The organism is Amycolatopsis sp. FBCC-B4732, from assembly GCF_023008405.1.
GTDB classification, from domain to species: Bacteria; Actinomycetota; Actinomycetes; order Mycobacteriales; family Pseudonocardiaceae; genus Amycolatopsis; species Amycolatopsis pretoriensis_A.
The window spans coordinates 5782358-5803323 of sequence record NZ_CP095376.1; the positions used below are offsets into that span (position 1 = coordinate 5782358).

Annotated in this window: 22 protein-coding genes and 1 pseudogene; 6 read left to right on the forward strand and 17 right to left on the reverse strand. The window is 72.0% G+C overall.

What is annotated here, in order from left to right; translation table 11 throughout:
- Positions 1-229: 229 nt before the first annotated feature.
- From lgt to MUY14_RS24955, 4 genes are read right to left on the reverse strand one after another with little or no spacing between them, the layout of a single operon-like run.
- Positions 230-1252, reverse strand: a complete 1023-nt coding sequence (gene lgt, locus MUY14_RS24940) for a prolipoprotein diacylglyceryl transferase (RefSeq protein ID WP_247012369.1) — start codon at positions 1250-1252, stop codon at positions 230-232.
- 18 nt (positions 1253-1270) lie between these two features.
- Positions 1271-2440, reverse strand: coding sequence for a M20 family metallopeptidase (locus MUY14_RS24945; RefSeq protein WP_247012371.1), 1170 nt, complete (start codon positions 2438-2440; stop codon positions 1271-1273).
- Positions 2437-3561, reverse strand: a complete 1125-nt coding sequence (locus MUY14_RS24950; RefSeq protein WP_247012374.1) for an amidohydrolase family protein — start codon at positions 3559-3561, stop codon at positions 2437-2439. Before MUY14_RS24950 ends, MUY14_RS24945 begins: the two co-directional genes overlap by 4 nt.
- Positions 3558-4991, reverse strand: coding sequence for an APC family permease (locus MUY14_RS24955; RefSeq protein ID WP_247012376.1), 1434 nt, complete (start codon positions 4989-4991; stop codon positions 3558-3560). Before MUY14_RS24955 ends, MUY14_RS24950 begins: the two co-directional genes overlap by 4 nt.
- A 50-nt stretch (positions 4992-5041) precedes the next feature.
- Here MUY14_RS24955 and MUY14_RS24960 point away from each other — a divergent pair, with 50 nt between their 5' ends.
- Positions 5042-6400 carry a glutamine synthetase family protein gene (locus tag MUY14_RS24960; protein ID WP_247012378.1) on the forward strand — a complete coding sequence of 453 codons (1359 nt, stop codon included), beginning with the start codon at positions 5042-5044 and terminating at the stop codon, positions 6398-6400.
- Here MUY14_RS24960 and MUY14_RS24965 read toward each other — a convergent pair.
- The 8 genes from MUY14_RS24965 to MUY14_RS25000 all read right to left on the reverse strand — a co-directional run bounded on the left by MUY14_RS24965 (position 6392) and on the right by MUY14_RS25000 (position 13164).
- On the reverse strand, positions 6392-7048 hold the full coding sequence (locus MUY14_RS24965) for a peptidoglycan recognition family protein (protein WP_247012381.1): 657 nt from the start codon (positions 7046-7048) through the stop codon (positions 6392-6394). The genes MUY14_RS24960 and MUY14_RS24965 overlap by 9 nt on opposite strands.
- A gap of 46 nt (positions 7049-7094) precedes the next feature.
- Positions 7095-7643, reverse strand: coding sequence for a Uma2 family endonuclease (locus MUY14_RS24970; protein ID WP_247025231.1), 549 nt, complete (start codon positions 7641-7643; stop codon positions 7095-7097).
- Positions 7644-7695: 52 nt separating this feature from the next.
- Positions 7696-8076: a MerR family transcriptional regulator gene (locus tag MUY14_RS24975; RefSeq protein ID WP_247012383.1), complete on the reverse strand. Its 381-nt coding sequence runs from the start codon at positions 8074-8076 to the stop codon at positions 7696-7698.
- 33 nt (positions 8077-8109) lie between these two features.
- Positions 8110-8901 carry a tryptophan synthase subunit alpha gene (trpA, locus tag MUY14_RS24980; protein ID WP_247012385.1) on the reverse strand — a complete coding sequence of 264 codons (792 nt, stop codon included), beginning with the start codon at positions 8899-8901 and terminating at the stop codon, positions 8110-8112.
- A complete protein-coding gene (trpB, locus tag MUY14_RS24985) occupies positions 8898-10109 on the reverse strand; it encodes a tryptophan synthase subunit beta (RefSeq protein WP_247012387.1) in 1212 nt (403 codons plus the stop codon). Before trpB ends, trpA begins: the two co-directional genes overlap by 4 nt.
- Entirely contained in the window at positions 10106-10915 is an 810-nt protein-coding gene (gene trpC / locus MUY14_RS24990; RefSeq protein ID WP_247012389.1) for an indole-3-glycerol phosphate synthase TrpC, read from the reverse strand. The genes trpB and trpC overlap by 4 nt, the downstream gene beginning before the upstream one ends.
- 124 nt (positions 10916-11039) lie before the next feature.
- On the reverse strand, positions 11040-11567 hold the full coding sequence (locus tag MUY14_RS24995; protein WP_247025232.1) for a Trp biosynthesis-associated membrane protein: 528 nt from the start codon (positions 11565-11567) through the stop codon (positions 11040-11042).
- Between the two features lie 37 nt (positions 11568-11604).
- Positions 11605-13164, reverse strand: a complete 1560-nt coding sequence (locus tag MUY14_RS25000; RefSeq protein WP_247012391.1) for an anthranilate synthase component I — start codon at positions 13162-13164, stop codon at positions 11605-11607.
- Between the two features lie 95 nt (positions 13165-13259).
- Between MUY14_RS25000 and MUY14_RS25005 the strand changes: the two genes are divergently transcribed.
- Positions 13260-13874 carry a TetR/AcrR family transcriptional regulator gene (locus MUY14_RS25005; RefSeq protein WP_247012394.1) on the forward strand — a complete coding sequence of 205 codons (615 nt, stop codon included), beginning with the start codon at positions 13260-13262 and terminating at the stop codon, positions 13872-13874.
- Here the strand turns inward: MUY14_RS25005 and MUY14_RS25010 are convergent.
- The 5 genes from MUY14_RS25010 to hisF form a co-directional block, all read right to left on the reverse strand.
- Positions 13871-14893, reverse strand: coding sequence for a hypothetical protein (locus MUY14_RS25010; protein WP_247012396.1), 1023 nt, complete (start codon positions 14891-14893; stop codon positions 13871-13873). The two genes, MUY14_RS25005 and MUY14_RS25010, sit on opposite strands and share 4 nt — an antisense overlap.
- Positions 14894-14994: 101 nt before the next feature.
- Positions 14995-15357: a DUF1304 domain-containing protein gene (locus MUY14_RS25015; protein ID WP_247012399.1), complete on the reverse strand. Its 363-nt coding sequence runs from the start codon at positions 15355-15357 to the stop codon at positions 14995-14997.
- Positions 15354-15716, reverse strand: a complete 363-nt coding sequence (hisI, locus tag MUY14_RS25020; RefSeq protein ID WP_247012401.1) for a phosphoribosyl-AMP cyclohydrolase — start codon at positions 15714-15716, stop codon at positions 15354-15356. The genes MUY14_RS25015 and hisI overlap by 4 nt, the downstream gene beginning before the upstream one ends.
- Entirely contained in the window at positions 15713-16090 is a 378-nt protein-coding gene (locus MUY14_RS25025; RefSeq protein WP_247012402.1) for a hypothetical protein, read from the reverse strand. Before MUY14_RS25025 ends, hisI begins: the two co-directional genes overlap by 4 nt.
- The gene (gene hisF / locus MUY14_RS25030; RefSeq protein WP_247012404.1) at positions 16087-16860 is read right to left on the reverse strand and encodes an imidazole glycerol phosphate synthase subunit HisF; all 774 of its coding nucleotides are present in this window, start codon (positions 16858-16860) and stop codon (positions 16087-16089) included. The genes MUY14_RS25025 and hisF overlap by 4 nt, the downstream gene beginning before the upstream one ends.
- Positions 16861-16898: 38 nt before the next feature.
- Between hisF and MUY14_RS25035 the strand changes: the two genes are divergently transcribed.
- The 4 genes and pseudogenes from MUY14_RS25035 to MUY14_RS25055 all read left to right on the forward strand — a co-directional run bounded on the left by MUY14_RS25035 (position 16899) and on the right by MUY14_RS25055 (position 20937).
- Positions 16899-17504 carry a TetR family transcriptional regulator gene (locus MUY14_RS25035; RefSeq protein WP_247012406.1) on the forward strand — a complete coding sequence of 202 codons (606 nt, stop codon included), beginning with the start codon at positions 16899-16901 and terminating at the stop codon, positions 17502-17504.
- A 34-nt stretch (positions 17505-17538) separates the two neighbouring features.
- Positions 17539-18108: a dihydrofolate reductase family protein gene (locus MUY14_RS25040; protein ID WP_247012408.1), complete on the forward strand. Its 570-nt coding sequence runs from the start codon at positions 17539-17541 to the stop codon at positions 18106-18108.
- Between the two features lie 60 nt (positions 18109-18168).
- Positions 18169-19294: pseudogene (locus MUY14_RS47355) on the forward strand (phytase).
- A 149-nt stretch (positions 19295-19443) separates the two neighbouring features.
- The gene (locus MUY14_RS25055; RefSeq protein ID WP_247012411.1) at positions 19444-20937 is read left to right on the forward strand and encodes a right-handed parallel beta-helix repeat-containing protein; all 1494 of its coding nucleotides are present in this window, start codon (positions 19444-19446) and stop codon (positions 20935-20937) included.
- The last annotated feature ends 29 nt before the right edge of the window (positions 20938-20966 follow it).

Below are 20966 nucleotides of genomic sequence, written 5' to 3' on the forward strand. Positions count from 1 at the left end.
ACCTCGCCGGACGCGATGAAAGAGTCGTTCATGACATCCGGAACCCGAGATCAGGACGAACGCCCCGGTCGGCCCTTCGGCTCATGTCCAGTTGGAAGGGTGTGACGGGCTGGGTCTCGTGCGGCGAGCCCGGGCGTACCCGCACGCCGGCCGCCGAACCTGCCCGCCACCACGACTTTGCCGCCAGCCCTGGCCGTAAAGCCATGGGGGGTGCCCCTCATGGCCACGGTCAGCTCTCGTCGGTCTTCTTGGGCTCTTCGGCCGGGGCTTCGTCGGCGGGCTTCTCCGCGGCCGGGGCCTCGGCCGCCACCTTCGCGTGCTCGGGCTCCCCGTCCGCCGGGGAAGCGTCGTCGACCGGCACCTCGTCCGGCCCGGGCGCGTCCTTGCTCACCAGCGTCTCCGGCAGCTCCCGCGGGCCCCGCTTCCCGGCCAGCACGAAGTACACCACCGCCGCGGCGAACAGCAGGATCGACGTCCACACGTTCACCCGCAGGCCGAGGATGTGGTTCGCGGTGTCGGTCCGCATCATCTCGATCCAGCCGCGGCCGACCGTGTAGCCGGCGACGTACAGCGCGAACGCCCGCCCGTGCCCGAGCTTGAAGCGCCGGTCCGCCCAGACGACCAGCAGCGCGACCAGCAGGTTCCAGATCAGCTCGTACAGGAACGTCGGGTGGACCGGGCTCTCCGGCAGCGGGATGTGGTCGATCGCGACGCCGTTGAGCAGATTGCTCGGGTCGTCGATGTTGATCCGCTGGTAGACCTCCAGGCCCCACGGCAGGTCGGTGTGCGCGCCGTAGAGCTCCTGGTTGAAGTAGTTGCCGATGCGGCCGATGGCCTGCGCGACGACGATGCCCGGGGCGATCGCGTCCGCCATCGCCGGCAGCGGGATGCCCTTGCGGCGGCACGCGATGAGCGCGCCCACCGCGCCGAGGGCGATGGCGCCCCAGATGCCGAGGCCGCCGTCCCAGATCGCGAACGCGTTCCAGGGGTTCTTGCCCTCGGTGAAGTACAGCTCGGGGTCGGTGATCACGTGGTACAACCGGCCGCCGACCAGGCCGAACGGCACCGCGAACACCGCGATGTCGATCACCGTGCCCTTGGTGCCGCCGCGGGCGGCCCAGCGCCGTTCGCCCCACCAGATCGCCACGATGATGCCGGCGATGATGCACAGGGCGTACGCGCGGAGCGGGATCGGTCCCAGGTGCCAGACCCCCCGGTCGGGACTGGGGATCGTCGCGAGGTAGGCGCTCATCACGCGGCCACCGTAGCGCTACCGGCCCGGACCATCCAAGGCGGCCAGGTAGCCCGCCACCAGCGCGTGCGCGACGTGGGTGACGGCTTCGTCGCGCGGGAGGAAGCGTTCGTCGTGCAGGCTGGGCACGCCCGCGGTGTCGCCGAGGCCGACGAAGAGCATCAGCCCGCGGGTCGCGCCGCCGCAGTAGTGGGCGAAATCGTCGGCGCCGAAGGACCGGAACTGGTCGTCGACGGCGAAGCCCGCGTGGCTCAGCCAGCGCTGGGCTCCGGTCGCCAGCGCGGCGTCGTTGTCCAGCACCGGCTCGCACGGGCTGATCTCCAGCTCGGCCGTGCAGCCGTGCGCCCGCGCGGTGCCGTGCACGATGTCGGCGAGCGCCTCCAGCGCGCGGTCTCGGTCCTTCTCGCGCATCAGGCGCAGCGAGCCGAACGCGGTCGCGCTGTTCGGGACGACGTTGGCCGCCGCGCCCGCCTGGATCCGGCCGACCGAGCAGACCGCGCCGAACACCGGGTCGATCCGGCGCGACGCGAGCTGCTGCAGGCTCACGACCAGCTGCGACAGCGCCAGGATCGGATCGCGCAACAGGTGCGGGTAGCCGGCGTGGCCGCCCTGGCCGTGCAGGGTCACCTCGAACTCGTCGGTGGACGCGTTCACCGGGCCGGGCACCGCGGCGACGACGCCGTGCGCGATCCGCGGCTGGACGTGCGCGCCGATCACCGCGTCCACGCCGTGCTCGGCCAGCACCCCGGACTCGACGATGTCGACCGCGCCGGGCGGCGACGTCTCCTCGCGCGGCTGCAGCAGCGCCAGGATCGGCCGCGGCACGCCGGCGCGCACCGCCGCGCGGCCGACGGCGACCAGCGCGGCGAGGTGGACGTCGTGGCCGCACGCGTGCATCAGCTCGTTGCCCGACGCCCACGGCACGCGGGTGCCCTCCAGCACCGGGAGGGCGTCGAGCTCGGCCCGCAGCGCCACCGCCGGGCCGTCGCCGCCGGGCAGCGGGATGGCGCGGCCGGTCTTGGCGACGCGGATCCCGTCCCCGGCGCCGAGCGCCTCGGCGACCAGGCGGGCGGTGTCCTCTTCGTCGCCGGAACCGCGCGGGTCGGCGTGCACCGCGTGCCGCAGCTCGACGGCGGCGGGCAGTTCGTCGGCGATCGCCCGCGTCCACCGGGCCCACAGGTCACTCACACGTGCTCCAAGCGGTAGATCCTCTGCGCGTTCTCGTGCCCCACCAAAGCACACAGCCGCACGGCGTCCACTTCGGACACCGCGTCCGCGTCGAGCGCGGCACGCACGAAGTCGGACAGACCTCGCCGGAACAGGGCCGTGCCCAGGTGGTACAGCTCGGCCAGGCCGAACGCGTCGGTCGAGAAGAGGACCTTCCCGAACGGCGCGACCTCCAGCAGCTCGGCCAGGATCGCCGGCGCCCGGAACCCCGCGTTGTGCGTGATGAGCCCGGCGTCCACGAACACGTGCTCGAAGACCTGCGCCAGATACGCGGCGCCCCGGTGGAAGGGGTAGTTGTGCAGCAGCAGGATCGGCACGCCGAGGTCGCGGGTGGCCCGCAGCAGCCCGGTGAGCAGGAGCGGGTCGCAGCGGTGCAGGTCGACGTCGGAGTCGCCGTAGCCGACGTGGAACTGCACCGGCAGGCCCAGGTCGAGGCCGGTGAACACGAGGTGCCGGTGCAGCACCTCGTCGGCCAGGCGCGGGTTCCCGCCGCGCAGCCAGCGTCCCGCCGCGGCCGCCACCTCCGAGGGCGACGGCCGCTCCCCCGCCAGTTCGAGGCCGACGCGGTAGGCGGCGATCGACTTGAGCCCGACGGCGGTCTTCGCGCGTTTCCCCAGCTCGTCGGCGAAGGCGGCGGCGAACCCTTCGGCGGTGGTCCCGCCGATGACGGCCTCGGCGACCTGTTCCAGCCGGACGACGTCGTGCGCACGGGTGCCCGCGAGCGCGGCGAACTCCGGTGTCGTGGTCACCGGCTCCGGCAGGAATCCGCCGTCCAGGAGGAAGCCGGTGGTGCCGGTGGCGCGCAGGAACCGCCGCGCCACCTCGGCCGCGCCCAGTTCGGCGCGGCGTTCGAGGTAGGCGTCGGCGTCCACGTGCTTCGGCAGGTCGAGGACGGGCGCACAGCGTTCGCGCACGGCCAGCCCGATCAGCGAGTCGAACAGGCTCGTGCCGAGCGGCGAGCGCGCGTCGGCCTCGGTCAGCATCCCTTCGAAGTCCGCGCGGGTCACGTCCCGGGTGACGAGGCCGTGGCAGTGGTGGTCCACCAGCGGCAGGTCCGCGACGAACGGGAGCAGGTCGGTCATGCGCCTCCGTCCACGGTGGTCAGCCTTTCCCCCACCCTACGAGCGTAGGCGGGCGCCGACAGCACCAAGATCACCGCGAGCACCAGCACGGCCGCCGCGGCCACCGGGAACCAGCGCGCCGGTCCCCCGGCCGGGTAAGGCACCACGTTGACGTAGACGGTGTACCCGAGGACGGCGAGCGCGCCGAGCGGGAACACCAGGTGCCACCCCGGCACGCGCATGCGGCGCTTCACGAACAGCAGCAGGATCGCGCCGACCGTCGTGAGCAGGTAGGTCACCAGCAGGATCAGCGTCCCGATCGAGCCCGACCAGGCGAAGGTGTCCGCCGCGGTGGCGCCGAAGGCCAGCGCGCACACCAGGGTGATCAGCGCCGCCGCGCCGGTCACCGCGCCGACGGCGACCACCGGCGTGCCGCGGCTCGACGTCCGGCCGATGCCGCGTCCGCCGACGGCGTCCCGCCCCAAGGCGTACAGGAGCCGCGAACCGCCGACCACGCAGGCGAGGCAGCAGCCGAACGCGCTGATCGCGGCGCCGACGCTGATCACGTCGCCGACCCAGGCACCGGCGTAGCGGCTGCCGAGGTCGCCGAGCAGGGACGGCGAGTCGTGGAACGCGGCCGCGTCGGTGCCGAACGCCATCATCTCGACGGCGGTGACCACGACGAAGTAGCCGCCGCCGAAGATCGCGGTGCCGAGGATCGCGCGCGGGATGTTCCGCTTCGGGTCGTGCGTCTCCTCGCCGAGCGTGGCCGCGGCCTCGAAGCCGGCGAAGGACAGGAAGCCGAACACCGCGCCGAGGAAGACGCCGGACAGGCCGGTTTCCGGCACGAAGACGTCCAGGGTGAACCGGGCGCCGCCGGGGGCGTTCCCGGCCAGCAGGCGCACCAGGATCACCACCGTGACCAGCAGGATCACCGCGATCGTCGCACCTTCCACGGCGAGCAGCGTGCTCGTGCCGCGGCGGGCGGGCAGCACCGCCAGCAGCCAGGCGCCGGCGAGCGCGACGGCCGTGAGCACGAACGGGCCCCAGGACGGCGGATCGGGCCAGATCCCCGTCTGCGTCAGGAAAGCCGTGCCGAGCGTGCCCGCGGCCGAGCTCGTGACGACGGCGTAGAACGTGTACGTGCCGAGCAGGCCGATGCCGGAGACGACGCCGGCGCGCGGGCCGAGGGTGGCGCCGACGAAGGCGTACACCGAACCGGCGTGCTGGTAGTGGCGGCAGAGCTTGACGAAGCCGTACGCGACCAGCAGCACGCCGACCGCGGAAAGCAGGAAGGCGAGGGGGACGGCGCGGCCGGCGGCGGCCGCGGTCTGCTGGGGGTTGATGTTCGCGGCCATGCTGGGCGCCATCAACGCCACGGACAGGCCGACGGCCTGCCAGACGGAGAGGGTGCGGCGCAGCCCTGGACGGGTTTCGACGGTGTCTGACACGATCTCCACCTCGTTTCTCAAGACGAACAGTGAACAACGACGGGAGCGGGATGAGCCAGCTCGATCGGGCAGAACTCGCGCAGCAGGGCGCGATCCGGGCCGACGGCCTGCGCGCGGCCGGCGTGGAGCTGGTCGCGCTGACCTTCGTGGACAACAGCGGCATCGCCCGGGTCAAGGCCGTCCCGGTGGACCGGCTGTGGTCGGCGGCGGCGTGGGGCGTCGGCGCGTCGAACTCGTTCGACTTCTTCCTGGCCACCGACGACATCGTGGGCGGCACGTACTCGCGCGGCCCGGTCGGCGACCTGCGGCTGCACCCGGACCTCGACGCGCTGGTGCCGCTGGCGGCGCAGCCGGGCTGGGCGTGGGCGCCGGTCCGGAAGTACGACACCGAGGGCGAGCCGCACCCGCAGGACGCGCGGGCGCTGGCCGCGGCCGCGACGACCGAGCTGGCCTCGCACGGTTACCGGGCACGGACGGCGTTCGAGCTCGAATGGGTGATCACCGCGGCCGACGCGCCGGACGACCCGCGCTCGGCCACCGCGGGCCCGGCCTACGGCTACGCGCGGCTGTCCTCGCAGGCGGGCTACCTGCGCGCGCTCGTGTCGGCGTTGTCCGCGCAAGGCGTTGCGGTGGAACAGATCCACCCGGAATACGCGGCGGGGCAGTTCGAGCTGTCGGTGGCGGCGGACGACCCCGTGCGCGCGGCCGACGTCGCGGTGCTGACGCGGGAGACGATCCGGGCGGTCAGCGGGCAGCACGGGCTGCGGGCCTCGTTCACACCGAAGTTCGCACCGGGCGGCGTCGGCAACGGCGGCCACGTCCACCTGAGCGTCTGGGACGGCGACCGCAACCTGTGCTCCGGCGGCGACGGTCCCTTCGGGCTGACGCAGACGGCGGAGGCGTTCGGCGCCGGGATCCTCTCCCGGCTGCCGGCGCTGCTGGCGATCGGCGCGCCCTCGGTGGTGAGCTACCTGAGGCTGGAGCCGCACCACTGGGCGGGTGTGTTCAGCGCGTGGGGCCTGGAGAATCGCGAGGCACCGCTGCGGCTGGTGCAGGGCCCGGCCGGCCAGCGCGAGCGGACGGCGAACTTCGAGGTCAAGTGCTTCGACCTGACGGCGAACCCGTACCTGGTGGTGGCGGCGCTGCTGTTCGCGGGACTGGCGGGCGTTTCGGCGTCGGCGTCACTGCCGGAACCGGTGGACGTCGATCCGGGAACGCTCCCGTCGGCGACGCGCCTGCCGACGTCGCTGGCGGACGCGGTGACGGCGTTCGAAGCGGATTCGGTGCTGACGTCGGCGTTCGGCCCGGAGCTGGCGACGACGCTGATGGACGTCCGCCGCGGCGAAATCGACCGGCTCGGTTCGCTGCCGCCGGAGGAGCTGTGCGCGGTGATGCGGTACCTACATTGAGGCTTTCACCTCGTCCCGCAGCTGCGGCAGCTTGGCGTAGAGGCGGTCGCCGGGGCACTCGGTGTTGTAGAAGTCGCGGTGGCCTTTGATTTCGTCCACGGGGATGCCGTACTGGCGGCAGACGTGGGCGCAGAAGACGACGAGCGCCGCCCACTGCGCTTCGGGTGGCTCGACGCTGGTGTAGGTGCCTTCGTTTTCGATGCCGATGGCGTTGGTGTTCTGCCCGGGGCAGTGCGCGCCCTGGATCATGGTGGTGCGGCCGCGCAGGGCGTCGAGACTGCCGTGCCGCCCTTCGAGCCGGTACCCGCCGCGGCTGACGGTGAAGTGCTGGCCGGTGTCGGACCAGCCGTTGTTGTCCATGTGGTCGTGCTGGTCGTCGCGGGCGACCTGGAAGGCGTGGGCGCGGGAGTAGTCGGTGCTGTTGGCGCTCGCGATGTGGTGGATGAGGATGCGGTTCGCGGGATGGTCGAGCGTGGTGAGGGCATCGGCGGGCGGCCGCGCACCCCACTCGGCACAGCTGTAGACCCGCGGTTCGGTCGCTGCTTCCGCTGCACGGGGTATCGCGAGCCCGGCTGCTCCCGCGGCAGCGACACCCGCGACGCCGCGGAGGAACGTGCGTCGCGGGAGGTGTCCTAAGTCGAAGTCCATGGCGCGGACTCTCCCGCGGCGGCGTACAGCTTTCGTACAAAGCCCGTCAGAGGCGGAGGGTGGCCTCGAAGGGGCGGGTGAGGTGGAGTTCGCCGTTCTCGCTCTTGGCGATGAGCTCGTACTCGCCGCCTTGGAGCTCGAAAAGGGTGGCACCGACCGGTTCTTGCGGCTCGACCAGGAGGTAGAACGGGATCAGCGCCTCGGCGTAGATCGCGCGCTTGAGAATCCGGTCCTGCACCTTGGTCGATGGCGAGACGATTTCCGCTGCCAACAGGACATCACTCGCCGCGTAGGCGACGGTGTCAGCCCCGGGACGGTTGAGGATCACCAGGTCCGGGACCATCAGCCGCTGGCCTTCGAGGCGTACGTTCACGCCCGGCAGCAACTCCGTACCGCCCGGCAGCGCGAGCCCCAAGGCGAATTGGAGTTTCCCGAGAAGCCGTTGGTGTTCCAGCCCCGGCCACGGGCTCACGAGGAGTACCCCGTCAACGAGGTCGGTCCGGTGAAGCAGGGTTTGCTCCTCGGGCAGAGCGAGGACGTCGTCGACTGTCCAACCGTCCGGTCGTGGCGGTGTCAAGAACGCGTTGTGGATCATCACACGAGGAGTATGCGGACCACCACCGACAGTTCTGGAACAGGTGAGGGCGTCACGCCGGTGCGGCAGCCAGCTCCTCCGACCCGCTGTACAGCCGGATCTTGAACCGGATGTGGTCCTGGTGCTCCTGCAACCGCGAGATCTGCGCCGCCACCCGCCGTTCGTGCTCGCGCAGGACCTCCACCCGCTCGTCGCGGGTCGCCTCGCCGGAGCGCAGCAGCTCCACGAACCGGAGCATCTCCGCCACCGGCATGCCCGTGTACCGCAGGCAGCGCAGGAGCTGCAGGAACTCCACATCCTGGTCGGTGAACACGCGCCGCCCGCCTGCCGTGCGGCCGACGTGGTGGAGCAGGCCGATGCGCTCGTAGTACCGCAGGGTGTCGATGGTGAAGCCGGTCTTTTCGGTCACCTGAGCCGGGGTGTAGGACGTCACCGACCCAGCGTGACACCTGGAGCGCACTCCAGGTCAAGCGGTGGCGACCGCCCGGCGCACGCCTTCGGCCAGCTCGGCGGACAGCGCACGCACCCCGGAAGGACCTTCCGCCGCCGCCGTGACCAGGGCCGAGCCCACGATCACCGCGTCCGCGAACGACGCCACCTCGGCCGCCTGGTCGCCCGAACGGACGCCCAGGCCCACGCCGATCGGCAACGACGTGTGGGCCCGCGTGCGGCGGACCAGCTCCTCGGCACCCGCGCCGACCTGGTCGCGCGCGCCGGTCACACCCATCACCGCGGTCGCGTAGATGAAGCCCGACGAGGCCGCCGCCGTGCGGGCGAGGCGCTCCTCCGACGACGAAGGCGCCACCAGGAACGTGCGGTCCAGGCCGTGCTCCTCCGACGCCGTCAGCCACGCCGAGGCTTCGTCCGGGATCAGGTCCGGCGTGATCAGGCCGAGGCCGCCCGCCGCCGCGAGGTCGCGGGCGAAGCGGTCGACGCCGTAGCGGTTGACCGGGTTCCAGTAAGTCATCACGACCGCGCGGCCGCCGCGGGAAGCGATCGACTCGACGACCTCGAAGACGTGCTTGAGGCGGAAGCCGTTGTCCAGCGCCGTCACCGAGGCGGCTTGGATGGTCGGGCCGTCCATCACCGGGTCGGAGTACGGGACGCCGACCTCGATCAGGTCCGCGCCGCCGTCCACGCACGCCGCGATCAGGTCCTTCGACCCGGCCACCGTGGGGAAGCCCGCCGGGAGGTAGCCGACCAGCGCGGCCCGGCCCTCCGCGCGCGTTGTCGCGAAGAGGTCGTCCAGCCCGCTCATCCGTTCACCAGCCCGAACCACTTCGCCGCCGTGTCCATGTCCTTGTCGCCGCGACCGGAGAGGTTCACCACGATCAGCCCGTCCGGCCCCAGCTCGCGGCCGAGCACCAGCGCGCCGGCCAGCGCGTGCGCCGACTCGATCGCCGGGATGATGCCCTCGGTGCGCGAGAGCAGCTTGAACGCGTCCATCGCCTCGGCGTCGGTGACCGGGCGGTACTCCGCGCGGCCGGTGTCCTTCAGCCACGCGTGCTCCGGGCCGACGCCCGGGTAGTCCAGCCCGGCCGAGATCGAGTGCGACTCGACCGTCTGGCCGTCCTCGTCCTGCAGCAGGTACGTCATCGCGCCGTGCAGGTTGCCCGGAGTGCCCTTCGTGAGCGTCGCCCCGTGCCGGTTGCCCTCGATGCCCTCGCCGCCCGGCTCCAGGCCGACCAGCCGCACGGACGGGTCGTCGTAGAAGCCGGAGAAGATGCCGATCGCGTTCGACCCGCCGCCGACGCACGCCGCGACGACGTCGGGCAGGCGGCCGGCCTGCTCGAGGATCTGCTCGCGGGCCTCGGTGCCGATGACGTGGTGGAAGTTGCGCACCATCGTCGGGAACGGCGCCGGCCCGGCGGCCGTGCCGAACAGGTAGTGCGTGGTGTCGGCGTTGGTGACCCAGTCGCGCAGCGCCTCGTTGATCGCGTCCTTCAGCGTCCGCGAACCGGTCTTGACCGGGATCACCTCGGCGCCGAGCAGCCGCATGCGGGCCACGTTCAGCGCCTGGCGCTCGGTGTCGACCTCGCCCATGTAGACGACGCAGTCGAGGTCGAGCAGCGCGCACGCGGTCGCCGTGGCGACGCCGTGCTGACCGGCGCCGGTTTCGGCGATGACGCGCTTCTTGCCCATCCGCTTGGTGAGCAGCGCCTGACCCAGCACGTTGTTGATCTTGTGGGAGCCGGTGTGGTTCAGGTCTTCGCGCTTGAGGAAGACCCGCGCGCCGCCGGCGTGCTCGCCGAAGCGCTTGGCCTCGGTGAGCAGCGACGGTCGGCCCGCGTAGTCCTTCAGCAGGCGGTTGAACTCGTTCAGGAACTCCGGGTCGTGCCGGGCCTTCTCGTACTCCGTGGCGACCTCGTCGACGACGCCGATCAGCGCCTCCGGCATGAACCGCCCGCCGTACGGGCCGTAGTAGCCCCGCTCGTCCGGGTCGTGCTTGTCGTGCTGCTCCGTCACCGCGACGGCCTCGGGCAGGCGGGGTGCGATCCGGCGGTGACCAGCTTGACCAGGGAACCCTTCGGGTCACCGGACGCGACGAGACCCTCGCCGACCAGCACCGCGTCGGCGCCGTGACCGGCGTAGGACATCAGGTCGCCCGGACCGCGGACACCCGACTCGGCGACCTTGTAGACGTCCATCGGCAGGCCGGGGGCCAGCCGCGAGAAGACGTCCCGGTCCACCTCGAGGGTGTGCAGGTTGCGCGCGTTGACGCCGATGACCTTGGCGCCCGCTTCGAGGGCCTTGTCGGCCTCCTCGGCGTTGTGGATCTCCACCAGCGCGGTCATGCCGAGCGACTCGACGCGGTCGAGCAGCGCGACGAGCGCGTTCTGCTCCAGCGCGGCGACGATCAGCAGCACCATGTCGGCGCCGTGCAGCCGGGCCTCGTGCACCTGGTACGGGCTGACGATGAAGTCCTTGCGCAGGATGGGGATGTCCACCGCGGCGCGGACCGCGTCGAGGTCGGCCAGCGACCCGCCGAAGCGGCGCTGCTCGGTCAGCACGCTGATCACCCGCGCGCCGCCGTCTTCGTAGTCCTTCGCCAGCGCGGCCGGGTCGGGGATGTCGGCCAGGTCGCCCTTGGAGGGGCTGCGCCGCTTCACCTCGGCGATCACGCCGATGCCGGATTCACGCAGCGCGGACATCACGTCGCGGGGCGCCGGGGCGGCGGCCGCGCGGATCTTCAGTTCGTCGAACGGCAGCGCGGATTCCCGCACGGCGAGGTCTTCCCGCACGCCGGCGACGATGTCTTCGAGCACGCTCACCGGGCGCCCCCGCCCGGGCACGTGCTCACGGATTCACTCGCAAGGTCGCTCACAAAAACCTTCCCCTTCCCGCCGAAACGATGCTAACCCCCGCATCTGGAGCGCTCGGTTCCGGGTGCGTGCGTTACTCCGAATGCCTGCCGCGGACGTCCGTCGGGTCCTCCCCTTCCGACAGCGCTTCCCACAGCTCGGCGTCCGGATCGCGGGTCTTCTTCCGCGTCGCCGGAGCCGCGTACTTGGTACCCAGCCGCGCCGCCTTGCCCGCGCCCTTGACGGCTGCCAACCCGCCGGCGGCGACGAGAATTCCCCCCAGCACGGCCAGCCCGCGCCCGATCAGCATCTGGGACACCGGCAGGCCGTCGGCGTAGCCGCCGAAGCGGACGCCGTCGATCCCGGTCCAGACCGCCGCCAGGCCGGCCAGCGCGAGCACGACGCCGAGCACGCGCCGCGCCCAGCCGCCGGTCGCGATGACCCCGGCCACCCCGGCCAGCGCGAGCAGGGCCAGCGGCACCAGGGCCGTCGCCTGCTGCTCGCCGGTCTCGCGGTACAGCACCGTGCCGCGCACGCCGCCGTCGCGGAATTCGGCGAACCAGGTCAGCCGTGACGCGCCCCACAGCGCGAGCGCGCCGAGCAGCAGCCCGGTCACGATCATCCACAGTGGACGGCGGGACGGCTTGGCCGCGGCGGGCTCAGACACGGGCGGAGTCCGCGGCCGGGTCGAGGGTGCCCGCGGCCACCATCGTCTGCGCGGCGGCCACCGCCGAGAGCACGGTCCTGGCCTTGTTCAGCGATTCGGTGTCCTCGTAGTCCGCCACCGAGTCGGCGACCACCCCGCCGCCGGCCTGCACGTGCGCGATGCCGTCCTTGACCAGCGCGGTGCGGATCGCGATCGCCGTGTCGGCGTCGCCGGCGAAGTCGAGGTAGCCCACGACCCCGCCGTACAGCGCGCGGCGGACCGGCTCCAGCTCCTCGATCAGCTGCATGGCGCGCACCTTGGGGGCACCCGAGAGCGTCCCGGCCGGGAAGCACGCGGTGACGGCGTCGAAGGCCGTCTTGCCCTCGGCCAGCTCGCCGGTGACGGTCGAGACGATGTGCATGACGTGGCTGTAGCGCTCGATCTGGAAGAAGTCGACGACGCGGACGGTGCCCGGCTTGCAGACCTTGCCGAGGTCGTTGCGGCCGAGGTCGACGAGCATCAGGTGCTCGGCGCGCTCCTTCTCGTCGGCCAGCAGGTCCTTGGCCAGCTGCGCGTCCTCTTCCGGATCGGCGCCGCGCCAGCGCGTGCCCGCGATGGGGTGCGTGGTCGCGCGGCCATCCCGCACGGTGACCAGGGATTCGGGGCTGGAGCCGACGATGTCGAAGCCCTCCAGCCGCAGCAGGTACATGTACGGGCTCGGGTTGGACGTCCGCAGCACGCGGTAGATGTCGAGCGCGTCGGCGGCGGTCGGGATCTCGAACCGTTGCGAGGGCACGATCTGGAACGCTTCGCCGGCCTTGATCGCTTCGACGGCCTTCTCGACCGCGGCGTGGAAGTCCGCCTTGGAGCGCTTCCGGGTGAACTCCGGCGCGGGCCGGTCGAACGCGGCGACGGTCGCGGGCGCGGGCACCTGCAGCTGCTCGGTCATCGCGCTCAGCCGGGCGACGGCGTCGTCGTAGGCCGCGTCCACGCGCTCGGGCGAGTCGTCCCAGTTGACGGCGTTCGCGATGAGCGTGACCGTGCCCTCGTGGTGGTCGAACGCCGCGAGGTCGGTGGCCAGGAGCATGGTCAGCTCGGGGATGTCGAGGTCGCGCTCGGCCAGCTCGGGCAGCCGTTCCAGCCAGCGCACGGCGTCGTAGCCGATGTAGCCGACCATGCCGCCGGTCAGCGGCGGCAATCCGGGCAGGGGTTCGGTGTGCAACGCTTCGATCGTTTCGCGCAGCACGGTGAGCGGGTTGCCCTCGCACGGCAGGCCGACCGGCGGGGTGCCGGTCCAGACCGCTTTCCCGGCACGCACGGTCAGCGCGGCCGGGCTGCGGACGCCGATGAACGACCAGCGCGTCCAGGAGGCGCCGTTTTCGGCCGACTCGAACAGGAACGTGCCCGGCCGGTCGGCGGCGAGCTTGCGGTACACCCCGATCGGCGTCTCGCCGTCGGCGAGGACCCGGCGCACGACCGGGATCACGCGGCGGCTCTCGGCGAGGGCGCGGAAGTCCTCGCGGGACGGGCTGACCGAGCCGGGACCGGTCGAACCGGCGGAAGCGCTGACCATGGGGCTCATTGTGCCGCCCCGGGCAGATCCGGCGACGGCGGGGCCATAATTCAATGAATGTTGAATTGCGCCGGGACGTGCGTCATGATGGAGCCGTGAGCACCACCGACAACCCCGACACTACTGCCCGCCGCCGCGGCCGCCGGCCCGCCGGCCAGGACACCCGCACGGCGCTGGTCGAGGCCGCGCGGGCGGTGTTCGCCGAGAACGGCTACGACGGCGCGACGGTGCGCGCGATCGCCACCCGCGCCGGCGTCGACGCGGCGATGGTCAACCACTGGTTCGGCAGCAAGGAGGGCCTGTTCGCGAAGGCCGTGCTCCAGCTGCCGTTCGACCCGGTGGAACTGCAGGGAGAAATCCGCCGCGGCCCGGACGAGGAGATCGGCGAACGGATCGTCCGCACCTTCCTCACCCGCTGGGACGGCGCGGGCGGCGACGTCTTCCAGGCCCTGGTCCGCAGCATCACCGGCCACGAGCAGGCCGGCCAGGTCCTGCGGGCCTTCTTCCAGAACTTCTTCACCGGCCTGATCACGTCGATCGGCTCGGACCGGATCCCGCTGCGCACGGCGCTCTGTGCGTCCCAGCTGGTCGGCATGGGCATGATCCGGTACGTGGCGAAGTTCGAGCCGCTGGTGGCGGCGGAGGTCGAGACGCTGGTGGCGGCGGTGGCGCCGACGGTGCAGCGCTACATCACCGGCGAGATCGACTAGCTCCGCCGCGTGCCCGGCGCGTACGCCGGGATGGCGTACGGCCGCTCCCCGGCCGCCCCGGCCGGGAACAGCACGACCACGTCGCACCCCCAGCCGCCGATCCACGCGAGACGGCCCGGCCGTTCGGCCAGCACGCCGGTGTGGCGGCTCTTCTGGGTCCCGTTCAGCGTGAGCACCGAGCCGTCGCGGTAGCGGACTTCGCAGTCCGGCATGTTCCGGCGGCGCGCTCCGGAGCCCGGGACCACGGTCACCGAGGCCCGGCACCAGCCGGTGCGCCGCACCGCGCGGTCCAGCCGGCGGCAGTGCAACGCCCGCACCACCGTGGTCCGCAGCACGACGTAGCCGACCGCCACCAGCAGGCTCAGCACCGCGACGACGGGGACGCCTTCCGCCCGCTCGGCGGCGAAGCGGACGTCCTGCGGACGGGCGGGTTCGTAAACGACGGACACCACCTGGCCGACCGCGTACGCGTCGCCCGGTTCCGGAGTGAGCTTCGCGGTGCGAGACGCGCCGCCGACGCGGTATTCCACCTCCACCCGCGCGTCCGCGACGGCGACGACGGTGGCGAGTGCTTCGGTGCCGGTTTCCGCTTCCGCACCACCGCTGTTCGCCCCGTAGAGCGCCGCGCAGCCGGCCAGTGCCCAGCACCAGACCGCGGCGGTGAACACCGAACGCCGGATCTGCGCCCGCAGCCCCGCGATGTCGCCCTCGAACTCGGCGCGATCCCCTTCCGGCAGCCAGTTCCCGAGGCCCAGGCGCGCCAGCTCGGCGTCGTCGCGCCGGTCGTCGGCCAGGATCCGGGTACCGACGAGGGCGGCCAGCGTCGCCGCACCGACGAGCGCCGCGACTTCGGCGGGCAGCTCGCCCGGGAACAGGACGGGGCCCGGCGCGAGCGAGATCGACGTGACGAGCACGAACAACAGGAAGACCGCCACGGCCTGCGCGGCCAGCAGGTCGCGCAGGTCTTTGCGCCGCTCCAGCCGCCGGGCGACGGCACCGGCGTCCGATCCCAGGTCCATGCGCGCAGCCTAGAGCGGGAACCCGCAGCTCAGCGGTGTTCCGGCGATACCGCACACCAGGGCAACCCGGCAGCCTCGCCGTGCGTGCAAGGGGAGCAGGGTCAGCGGGCGAGCAGCAGCGCGATCAGCGCCAGCGCGGCCGGCAGCACCTGCACGAACAGGATCCGCTTGCTCGCCGTCGCCGCGCCGTAGAGGCCCGCGACGATGACGCACACCAGGCCGTACAGCTTGAGCTGGAAGCCCGACGGGTCGCTCGCGATGAGCCCCCACACCAGCGCGAGCGCCAGGAAACCGTTGTACAGCCCCTGGTTCGCGGCGAGCGTCTTGCTCTCCTCCGCGAACTCCTTCGTGGTGCCGAAGGCGGCGCGGGCGCGCGGCGTGGTCCAGAGGAACATCTCCAGGACGACGATGTAGACGTGGATCAGGGCGACCAGCCCGACCAGGACGTCGGCGACGATTGTCACGCGTGCTCTTTCTCGTCGGCCAGGAGCAGCCGCTCCTCGGTGTCGAAACAGGTGTGCGTGCCGGTGTGACAGGCGGGGCCGGTCTGGTCGACGCGCAGCAGCACCGTATCGCCGTCGCAGTCGATGCGCACCTCGCGGACGTGCTGGTAGTGCCCGGACGTCTCGCCCTTGACCCACAGCTTGCCGCGGCTGCGCGACCAGTACGTGCCGCGGCGGGTGGCCAGGGTCGCGGCGAGGGCGTCGTCGTTCATCCAGGCCATCATCAGCACGTCCGAAGTGGCGTGCTCGACGACGACCGCGGCGATCAGGCCGTCGGCGGTGCGCTTGAGGCGCGCCGAAACGGCCGCGTCCAGGCTCATGCTTGCGCTCCCAGGATGTGCCGCTTGAGCGGCATCGAGTTCAGCAGGACGAACGCGTAGCCGTAGCCCGCGAAGGACAGACCGGAGAACAGCTTGTTCCACCACAGCGCCGCGCCGAGCAGCAGGAAGGCGTGCAGCAGCGCGAAAACCACGGTGACGACGAGGCCGCCGATGCGCGCGCTGCCCATCTTGTGCACCAGCCCGGTCGTCACGACGCCGCCGAGGATCAGCGCCAGCGCCGGCATCCGGTAGATCTCGAGCCCCGAACCGGCACCGAGCACCGGGATCAGGTCGAGCAGCGCCCACGCGACCGGCAGCCCGATCAGCAGGGCGGCGGTGACCTTCACCTCGACGGGTGCCTGCCACGACCTCATCGGACCTCGACCCCGCCGTCGCGCAGCGCGCCCTTGACGTCGCCGATCTTCAGCTGTCCGAAGTGGAACACGCTGGCCGCGAGCACCGCGTCGGCGCCGGTGCGCACCGCGGGCAGGAAGTGCTCGAGCGCGCCCGCTCCCCCGCTGGCGATCACCGGGACCCGCACGGCCTTGCGGACCAGCTCGATGAGCTCGAGGTCGAAGCCGTTCTTGGTGCCGTCGGCGTCCATGGAGTTCAGCAGGATCTCGCCGACGCCGAGCTCCTCGCCGCGCGCGGCCCACTCGACGGCGTCGATCCCGGTGCCGCGGCGGCCGCCGTGGGTGGTGACCTCGAAGCCGGACGCGGTCGGCTCGCCGCCTTCGGGGACGCGGCGCGCGTCGACCGAAAGCACGATGCACTGGGCGCCGAAGCGGCGTGAGGCCTCGTGGAGGAACTCGGGCCGGGCGATGGCGGCCGTGTTGATGCTCACCTTGTCCGCGCCGGTGCGCAGGAGCCGGTTGACGTCGTCGTTGGTGCGGACGCCGCCGCCGACGGTGAGCGGGATGAAGACCTGCTCGGCGGTGCGGCGGACCACGTCATAGGTGGTTTCGCGGTCGCCGGAAGACGCCGTGACGTCGAGGAACGTCAGCTCGTCGGCCCCCTCGGCGTCGTAACGCCGGGCCAGCTCGACCGGGTCGCCGGCGTCGCGGAGGCCGGCGAAGTTGACACCCTTCACGACCCGGCCCGCGTCGACGTCGAGACAGGGGATCACCCGCACCGCGACAGACATGCGCACCAGCGTAGTCAAGGGGGTTCTAAGCTCGGGCAATGGCACGGGCGGGACGGCGGCCGGGACAGACGGAGACGCGCGAGAAGATCCTCGACGCGGCCCGCCACCGGTTCGCCGAGCTGGGCTACGACGGCGCGACGGTCCGCGGGATCGCCGCCGACGCGGGCGTCAACGCGGCCCTGCTGCACCACTTCTTCGGCAGCAAGCAGGCCCTCTTCGCGGCGGCGATGAACCTGCCGGTCAACCCGGCGTCCCTGGTTCCGGCGATCCTGGCCGGGCCGCGCGAAGGCGTCGGCGAACGGCTGGTGCGGGCCTTCCTGGCGGTGTGGGCGGCGCCGGAGGGGCGCACGCCGTTCGTCGCGATGCTGCGCGCGGCGGCGACGAACGAGCAGGTCGCGGTGATGATGCGCCAGTTCATCGAGCGCACGGTGCTGGCCGAGGTGGCGCGGGCGCTGGACGTCCCGAAGATCCGCGTGACGGGGATCGCGGCGCAGATGATGGGGGTCGCGCTGCTGCGGTACGTCATCAGGCTGCCCCCGCTGGCCGGGGCGGACGACGAGGAGATCGTCGCGCTGCTGGCCCCGGTGGCGCAGTACTACCTCGATTCACGCGACGGTGTCGAAACCCGCCAGGCGCCTTCGTAGTCAGGGTGAGAGTCCCCGACCCGAGGAGCGCACCATGACCGCCACCTACACCTTCGACGTCTTCATGAGCCTCGACGGCTTCGGTTCCCACACCGGCGACTGGGGCGGCTACTGGGGCAAGCAGGGCCCCGAACTGCTCGAACGCCGCCTCGAGCTCTACCGCGAGGACCAGCGGATGGTCTTCGGGGCGGCCACGCACCGGCTGAACGCGCAGCTGCTGCCGGCCGACCCGGCGGCGCTCGACCCGTGGGTGACCCGGATGCGGGAGCTGCCGGCGACGGTGGTGTCGGCCACCCTCGACGGCCCGCTCGGCTGGCCGGACGCGACCGTCGTGGCCGGCGACGCCGTCGAGGTCGTCACCCGGCTGAAGGCGGAGTCGCCGGTGCCGTTGCGCTCGCACGGGAGCCTGTCGCTCAACCGGGCACTGCTGGCGGCGGGCCTGGTGGACCGCGTCCAGGTGACGGTGTTCCCGGTGCTCACCGGGCAGACCGGCGAGCGGCCGATCTTCGAGGGCGTGGCGGACCTCGACCTGGAGCTGCTGGAGAGCCGGACGCTCGACGGCGGCACGCAGGAGCTGATCTACCGCCCGGCGCTGCACGGGTGAACCCGGCATCCGCCGTTCACGCGATCCAGCTGGTTTCCGGACGTGCGCAGACTCCTTCCGGTGGCCGTGGCCGCTGTCTCCCTGCTGTCCGCCGTCCCGGCTTCCGCAGCTCCGCGCGACCCCTCGCCGGTGGCCCAGACGCAGGCCTTCGTCGACGATCCCTCGGCGTCCCCGGCGAACGCCGACGCCGACGACCCGGCCATCTGGGTCCACCCGCACGACCCCTCGCGCAGCGTCGTGCTGGGACGCTCAAGGAGGGCGGGCTCGCCGCGTTCGACCGGACGCGCGCACGCTGCAGCTCGTCCCGGCCGGGCCGGGCGGGCGGATCGACAACGTCGACGTCGTCGGGGACCTCGCCGTCGTCAGCGACCCGGGGCCGGGACCTCGTCCGGATGTACCGGATCGATCCGCGGGGCGCCGCCGCCGGAGCGGGCCTCCTGCGGGACGTCACCGAGCCGAACGCCCCGCGGGTGTTCCCGCGGTCCGCTGTGGACGAACAGCGGACCGCGTACGGCCTCGCGGCGGCGCGCGACCCGCGCACCGGCGTCCGGTGGGTGGCGGTGACCCGGCGGCACGAGACGCGGGTGGCGCTGCTGCGGCTCGTCGACCGGCCGGACGGCACCGTCGGCACGGCCCCGGCGGCGCGACGTGGTCGCCCTGCGAGAAGCCGGGCGAAGGGCCGCAGCTGGAGGGGTCGGTGTTCGACGGCCGGGTGCTCTACACCGCCCAGGAAGACGTCGGGATCTGGCGGATCCCGCTGACGTCCGGCGGCTTCGGGCGGCCCGAGCTGGTCGACCGCGTGCGCTCCTACGGTGTTCCCCAGCGCTGGGACGCCGAGCAGGAGGAGTGCGTCCCGGACGGCGCCGGCCCCGGCTTCGGCGGCCGGCGGCTGGAAGCCGACGCCGAAGGGCCGGCGGTGGCGAACGGGACGCTGTTCGCGTCGAGCCAGGGTGACTCGCGCTTCGTCGTCTACGGGCACCGCACGCGCGACCTCCGGATCGTCGCGGGCCGCGGCACGGATTCGGTCGAGCACTCCGACGGCTCGGCGATCACGACGGCGTCCCTCGGCCGCCGCTTCCCGCACGGCCTCCTGGTCGTCCACGACGGCGAACGCCGCCCGGCGGCCGGCGACCTCGCGACCACGGGCTTCGCTTTCGTCCGCCTCGAAGACGTCCTCCCCCGGTAACGGGCGGCCGAACACCGGATTTCTACCGACTGCCATTGTCCCGGATTTGTCATGTTCTCGTTTCCGGTGATTGTTTTACCGCGGCCGACAATCCGCAACTGTCCACTGATGGCGGTATCTACGGGATCGATTCTGCGTAGGTTCACGGCATGCCGCGCACCCATTCCGCGCTCGTTGTCCTGCTCGTCGCCGCCTCCGTTGTACCGGTTTTCGCGACCACCGCGCCCGCCGCCGCAGCAGCCGGAACAGGTGCCGTTTGTGACCACCAGCCCGCGCTCTACGCCCAGGCACCGCCGGGTGCCGTCACCGTCGACCTGGCCGTGGAGGGCGACCTCAGCGTCAAGACGCAGGCGTCGCCACCGGGGACCACCTTCTGGCTGCCGCCCGGCACCCACCGGCTGGCCTCCGACCAGTTCGGGCAGGTCATCCCGAAGGACGGCGACGTCTACCTCGGCGCGCCCGGCGCCGTGCTCGACGGCCGCGGCGTCAACCGCGCCGCCTTCACCCAGCAGGCCAAGGACGTCGTCATCCGCGGCCTGACCATCCAGAACTTCGTCGCGCCGCAGGACCAGGGCGTGGTCAACCACGACTCCGGCGAGCACTGGGTCATCGAGAACACCACGATCCAGCGCAACACCGGCGCCGCGCTGATGGCCGGCGTCCGGCAGGTGGTGCGGGCCAGCTGCCTGCGCGACAACGGCCAGTACGGGATGAACGCCTACCGCCCCGACAACGCGATCACCGGGCTGCTCGTCGAAGGCAACGAAATCACCGGGAACAACGTCGACGACTGGGAAACGCGCAGCCCCGGCTGCGGGTGCAGCGGCGGAATCAAGTTCTGGGCCGTCAACGGCGCCGACGTCCGCGGCAACTGGATCCACCACAACCACGGCGTCGGCCTGTGGGCAGACACCAACGACAACGATTTCCTGATTGAAGACAACGTCATGGAAGACAATGACTCCGAAGCGATCTTGTACGAGATCAGCTACAACGTCGTGATCCGCCACAACGCCATCCGCCGCAACAACGTGGTGGCCGGCAGCAGGCGCGCGTCCCGCGGCGACAACTTCCCGTCCGCGGCGGTGTACCTGTCCGAATCCGGTGGCGAACCCCGGGTGCCGGCCCGCACCGACATCATCGACATCTACGGCAACTCCTTCGAGGACAACTGGTCCGGCATCACGCTGTGGGAGAACGCCGACCGCTTCTGCAACAGCCCGGCGAACACGTCGACGGCGAGCTGCACCAAGCTCGTCCCGGACCGGACGCGGTGTTCGGCACCGGGCATCGAGTCCACGCCGCTGTTCGACGACTGCCGCTGGAAGACCCAGCGGGTCGAGATCCATTCCAACACCTTCCGCTTCGATCCCGCCCGGCCCGGCTGCGCCGGCCTGTGCGGCCGGATGGCCGTGCTGTCGAACTACGGCACCTACCCGGCGTGGTCCCCGTACCGGGGCACGCTCGTGCAGGAGGCGATCGCGCACGACCAGGACAACTACTGGTACAGCAACGACTACATCGGCCCGTGGGCGTTCGTCGCCGGGGACACCTCCCGCACCCTCACCGCGGACCAGTGGCAGAACGACCCGTGGAACCAGGACGACTGCGCCTCCTTCGACGGCGTGACCCCGTACTGCTGACCGGGTTCCCCGGCCGCCAGACCGGCGGT